The organism is Pedobacter sp. 01N416 (genome assembly GCF_056399685.1).
In genome coordinates, this window is the sequence record NZ_JBFTRT010000637.1 from 1 (window position 1) to 4,354 (window position 4,354).

Below are 4,354 nucleotides of genomic sequence, written 5' to 3' on the forward strand. Positions count from 1 at the left end.
ACTAAAAAAGGATACCACTATAAAACTAAAAAAGGATACCACTATAAATGAAACAGATTTTAAAAAATTAATGAACGGAGCGGCGCTGGTTAGAAAAAAGTTAAGCGCGGTGCATCTTGGATATAAATATATTGCCAATGATGTAAATACCGTTATCAAAATGGACAGCATCGAAAACTCCTATAAACGTACATCAGATTTCGGAATGACTCTTTTTATGCCTTTAATGGATAGCACAAAGATGCAGAAGTATCCAGAATATTTTAAAGATTATGCTTTACTTACCAGTGAAATTAAAACACCGGCCTTGATTATAACGGGTAAGGATGATCACGCTGTTGGACCGAACTATTACAAAAATTATAAATTTAAAAACCAAAAGGTAGTGCAATTAAACGGCTCGCACATGCTTTATTATGAAAACAGTAAGGAATTTACTGTGGCGGTTTGTGATTTTGTTAAACAATAACATAAACAAAAAACCTCCCTGATTTTTAAATCGGGAGGCTTTTTGTTTTCGTCGCTCTGAGTTCTTTTACAGATGCTGAAATAAATTCAGCATGACGAATAATTAGATTAAGCGACGCCTTCAGCTAAAACCACAATTTTGTTGTGAATAGCTTCTACTACACCGCCTTTAATAAAAAAGCGTTGCTCATCAGCTTTGTTTGCTTTTATAATAACTTCTCCATCTTCTAAAGTAGAGATGATAGGGGCATGGTCTTTTAAAATCTGGAAAGAGCCTAAAGTACCAGGAACCGTAACTGCTGTTACTTCACCTTCGAAAACTTTTTTATCTGGAGTTAATATTTCTAAATTCATTTTTTTTAGATTTAAGCATCAAGTAGCTAGTATCAAGTAGCAAGATCCTGTTTATAGTCCTGATACTTAATACTCAAATCTCGATACTAGTTCGCTTCTGCTAATAATTTTTTACCTTTTTCGATCGCATCTTCAATGCTACCAACCAAGTTAAATGCAGCTTCTGGATACTCATCAACTTCACCATCCATGATCATGTTAAATCCTTTGATGGTATCTTTAATGTCAACCAATACACCTTTTAAGCCGGTAAATTGCTCAGCTACGTGGAAAGGTTGAGATAAGAAACGCTGAACACGACGTGCTCTTGATACAACTAATTTATCTTCTTCAGATAATTCGTCCATACCTAAGATCGCGATGATATCTTGTAATTCTTTATAACGTTGTAAAGTTTCTTTAACACGTTGTGCAGTGTTATAGTGCTCATCACCTAAAACAGCTGGAGAAAGGATACGTGAAGTAGAATCCAATGGATCTACCGCAGGATAAATACCTAGTTCAGCAATTTTACGCGAAAGTACTGTAGTAGCATCTAAGTGGGCAAAAGTTGTTGCCGGAGCCGGGTCAGTTAAATCATCCGCTGGTACGTATACCGCTTGTACTGATGTAATTGATCCACGTTTTGTTGAAGTAATACGCTCTTGCATTAAACCCATCTCAGTTGCCAATGTTGGTTGGTAACCTACAGCTGATGGCATACGACCTAATAAAGCCGACACCTCAGAACCTGCCTGCGTAAAACGGAAGATGTTATCAACGAAGAAAAGGATGTCTTTTCCAGCGCCTTCGCCATCACCATCACGGAAATATTCAGCAACAGTTAATCCTGATAATGCTACACGTGCACGTGCACCAGGAGGCTCGTTCATTTGACCGAAAACCAATGTTGCTTTAGATTCTTTTAATTTTTCAGTATCAACAGCTTTCAAATCCCAACCACCTTTTTCCATTGAGTGTAAGAATTCGTCACCATAGTTGATAACACCTGACTCAATAAACTCACGAAGTAAATCGTTACCCTCACGAGTACGCTCACCAACACCTGCGAATACTGACAAACCAGCATAAGCTTTAGCGATGTTGTTTACCAACTCCATAATTAATACGGTTTTGCCTACACCAGCACCACCGAATAAACCGATTTTACCACCTTTTGCGTATGGCTCTAATAAATCGATAACTTTAATACCTGTAAAAAGTACCTCAGTTTCAGTTGATAAATCTTCAAACTTAGGAGGAGTAGCATGGATAGGACGACCATCAGTTTTATCAACTGTGTTGATACCGTCAATCGCTTCACCAACTACATTAAATAAACGACCTTTAATTTGGTCGCCAACTGGCATTTTAATCGCAGCACCAGTGTCAACTACGTCCATTCCACGAACTAAACCGTCTGTAGAGTCCATCGAGATTGCGCGTACACGATCTTCACCTAAGTGCTGTTGAACTTCTAAAACAATTTTTTGTCCATTTTCTTTCGTTATCTCTAACGCATCAAAAATTTTAGGTAGATGGGCATCATTAGCAAAGCTAACGTCAACCACAGGGCCGATAATTTGTGCTATTTTTCCTAAGTTAGGCATATCTGTTGTGAGTAAATTTATTACAGTCAATGAATTAAAGCTGTTTATAGGGGCTCCAATTCGGTTGGCAAAGTTAAGTTTTTCTTACTTAATTTTAAATATATATTATAAATTTTTTCAACATGGTTTTTATAGATAATTTAGAGCCATAAATAAGGCGTATGAAAACCATTTTAACAACAGGCAGCAACGGTCTTTTAGGACAGAAATTAACTGAAAAAATTCTCGCCGAAGGAAGGGTAAAGCTTGTTGCCACTTCTAAAGGAACAAATCGCTATCCGGTAAAGGATGGGTACTGGCGGAAGAGCTGTTGAAGAACTCAAAAGCAAACTGGGCAATCTTAAGAACAATATTGGTATATGGGATAACCAGCGATATGAGCCGGAGCAATATTGTACTTTGGGCCAAAGAGGCATTAGAAAAAGCATCGCCTATTAATGTAGTAAACGATCAATGGCGTATGCCTACTTTAGCTGAGGATTTAGCTGAAGCCTGCTTATTGGCGGTAGAAAAAAATACAAAAGGAATTTATCATGTATCGGGTAAAGATTACATGATTATTGCAGATTTAGTGCGAAAAGTTGCTGATTTTTGGGGCCTTGATCAATCATTTATTAATGAAATAAGTTCTACAGGTTTAAACCAAACAGCTAAACGACCGATTAGAACTGGTTTTGTTTTAGATAAGACCATTAAAGATCTAGATTACCGTCCACATAGTTTTGAAGAAGGCTTGGCGATTTTGGATCAGCAGATGAAAAAAGATAATTAGTTCACTGGTCATAGTTCATTTGGGGGATGCAATACTAATGAACAAATGGCCGATGAACTATTGAACCAATTAATATATTTAACCCATAAAAAATACATAATGGCATTACAAGTTGGCGATAACGCCCCTGATTTCAAATTATACAGTTCAGATTTAACCGAAATTGCGCTTTCTGGTTTCAAAGGTAAAAAAGTAATTATTCACTTTTTTCCGATGGCTTTTACCGGAACATGTACAGAACAATTATGTACCATGCGTGATAATTTTAGCTATTACGAAGGGATAGATGCACAGGTAATTGGCATCTCAGTTGATTCTCCATTCTCTTTGGCTAAGTTTAAAGAAGTTCAAAGTTATCAGTTCCCTTTATTGTCTGATTTTAACAAAGAAGTATCAGCAGCTTATGGTGCTTTTTATGATGAATTTGTGTTCGGATTGAAAGGTGTTTCCAAAAGAGCGGCTTTTGTGATCAATGAAGAAGGAAAAATAGCTTATGCAGAAGTTTTAGAAGATGCACATGAGTTGCCTGATTTTAAAGCAATTAATGATACATTAAACGCATAAAGCATATTCTGCAAAAGAATATTTTGAGATTTTTTTAAAATTTAATTGGAAATTAAAATATCAAATTATACCTTTGCAGTCCGTTAACGATACGGAAATGCATTTGTAGCTCAATTGGATAGAGCATCTCACTACGGATGAGAAGGTTTGGGGTTCGAATCCCTACAAGTGCACTTGAAGGGAGGATTGAAAAATCCTCCCTTTTTTGTCTACGATCATGACGCGTAAATCTCTCATTTTTAGTTAGTTAAATGAAAGCATATTCATGCTAGGTATTCGATAAATACCATTTTCCTAGTAAAGGTTTGAATCGAACACCAAGTCAATAAATTCTCGCTTTTCCAGTGTGTCAAATTGATGAAAGACCGATTTGATATCCGTAAATACGTCCAATTGCCTATTGAGTATTTCGTAGGCCTCCCGATGATTGGTATTTAGCCTTGCTATWGCAATCTGCAGGTTGTCTATATTGCTTTTGTATTTGAGGTGCCATCTTTGGTAGGTCTCTTGATCAATTTCATTTTTTATCCATTTCTCTTCGACCGTATACAGCAGTTCCTGATCTCTGACGATTTCTGATTTTTTTTCTGTCAGCCCTTTCCTGTTG

7 protein-coding genes and 1 tRNA gene are annotated in these 4,354 nt (G+C 36.7%); 5 read left to right on the forward strand and 3 right to left on the reverse strand.

Features of this window, described 5'->3' with window-relative positions; genetic code table 11:
• On the forward strand, positions 1-469 hold a 469-nt coding region (locus tag AC1DND_RS25040; RefSeq protein WP_477585261.1), incomplete at its 5' end, for an alpha/beta fold hydrolase.
• 107 nt (positions 470-576) lie between these two features.
• Here AC1DND_RS25040 and atpC read toward each other — a convergent pair.
• The gene (gene atpC, locus AC1DND_RS25045) at positions 577-822 is read right to left on the reverse strand and encodes an ATP synthase F1 subunit epsilon (RefSeq protein WP_029276466.1); all 246 of its coding nucleotides are present in this window, start codon (positions 820-822) and stop codon (positions 577-579) included.
• A gap of 86 nt (positions 823-908) precedes the next feature.
• A complete protein-coding gene (gene atpD, locus AC1DND_RS25050; protein WP_029276465.1) occupies positions 909-2,411 on the reverse strand; it encodes a F0F1 ATP synthase subunit beta in 1,503 nt (500 codons plus the stop codon).
• A 161-nt stretch (positions 2,412-2,572) separates the two neighbouring features.
• Here atpD and AC1DND_RS25055 point away from each other — a divergent pair, with 161 nt between their 5' ends.
• The 4 genes from AC1DND_RS25055 to AC1DND_RS25070 all read left to right on the forward strand — a co-directional run bounded on the left by AC1DND_RS25055 (position 2,573) and on the right by AC1DND_RS25070 (position 3,920).
• Positions 2,573-2,725: a hypothetical protein gene (locus tag AC1DND_RS25055; RefSeq protein WP_477585262.1), complete on the forward strand. Its 153-nt coding sequence runs from the start codon at positions 2,573-2,575 to the stop codon at positions 2,723-2,725.
• A complete protein-coding gene (locus AC1DND_RS25060) occupies positions 2,722-3,183 on the forward strand; it encodes a sugar nucleotide-binding protein (protein ID WP_477585263.1) in 462 nt (153 codons plus the stop codon). The genes AC1DND_RS25055 and AC1DND_RS25060 overlap by 4 nt, the downstream gene beginning before the upstream one ends.
• Positions 3,184-3,282: 99 nt before the next feature.
• The gene (locus AC1DND_RS25065; protein WP_477585264.1) at positions 3,283-3,747 is read left to right on the forward strand and encodes a redoxin domain-containing protein; all 465 of its coding nucleotides are present in this window, start codon (positions 3,283-3,285) and stop codon (positions 3,745-3,747) included.
• Between the two features lie 99 nt (positions 3,748-3,846).
• Positions 3,847-3,920 (forward strand) — tRNA-Arg (locus tag AC1DND_RS25070).
• A gap of 121 nt (positions 3,921-4,041) precedes the next feature.
• On the opposite strand, the gene AC1DND_RS25075 is transcribed toward AC1DND_RS25070, so the two are convergent.
• On the reverse strand, positions 4,042-4,354 hold a 313-nt coding region (locus AC1DND_RS25075), incomplete at its 5' end, for a hypothetical protein (RefSeq protein ID WP_477585265.1).

Bases quoted from the DNA above. Each gene is read 5' to 3' on its own strand.
- AC1DND_RS25065 (WP_477585264.1), top strand. From the start codon at position 3,283: ATGGCATTACAAGTTGGCGATAACGCCCCTGATTTCAAATTATACAGT.
- atpC (WP_029276466.1), bottom strand. From the start codon at position 822: ATGAATTTAGAAATATTAACTCCAGATAAAAAAGTTTTCGAAGGTGAA.
- atpD (WP_029276465.1), bottom strand. From the start codon at position 2,411: ATGCCTAACTTAGGAAAAATAGCACAAATTATCGGCCCTGTGGTTGAC.
- AC1DND_RS25055 (WP_477585262.1), top strand. From the start codon at position 2,573: ATGAAAACCATTTTAACAACAGGCAGCAACGGTCTTTTAGGACAGAAA.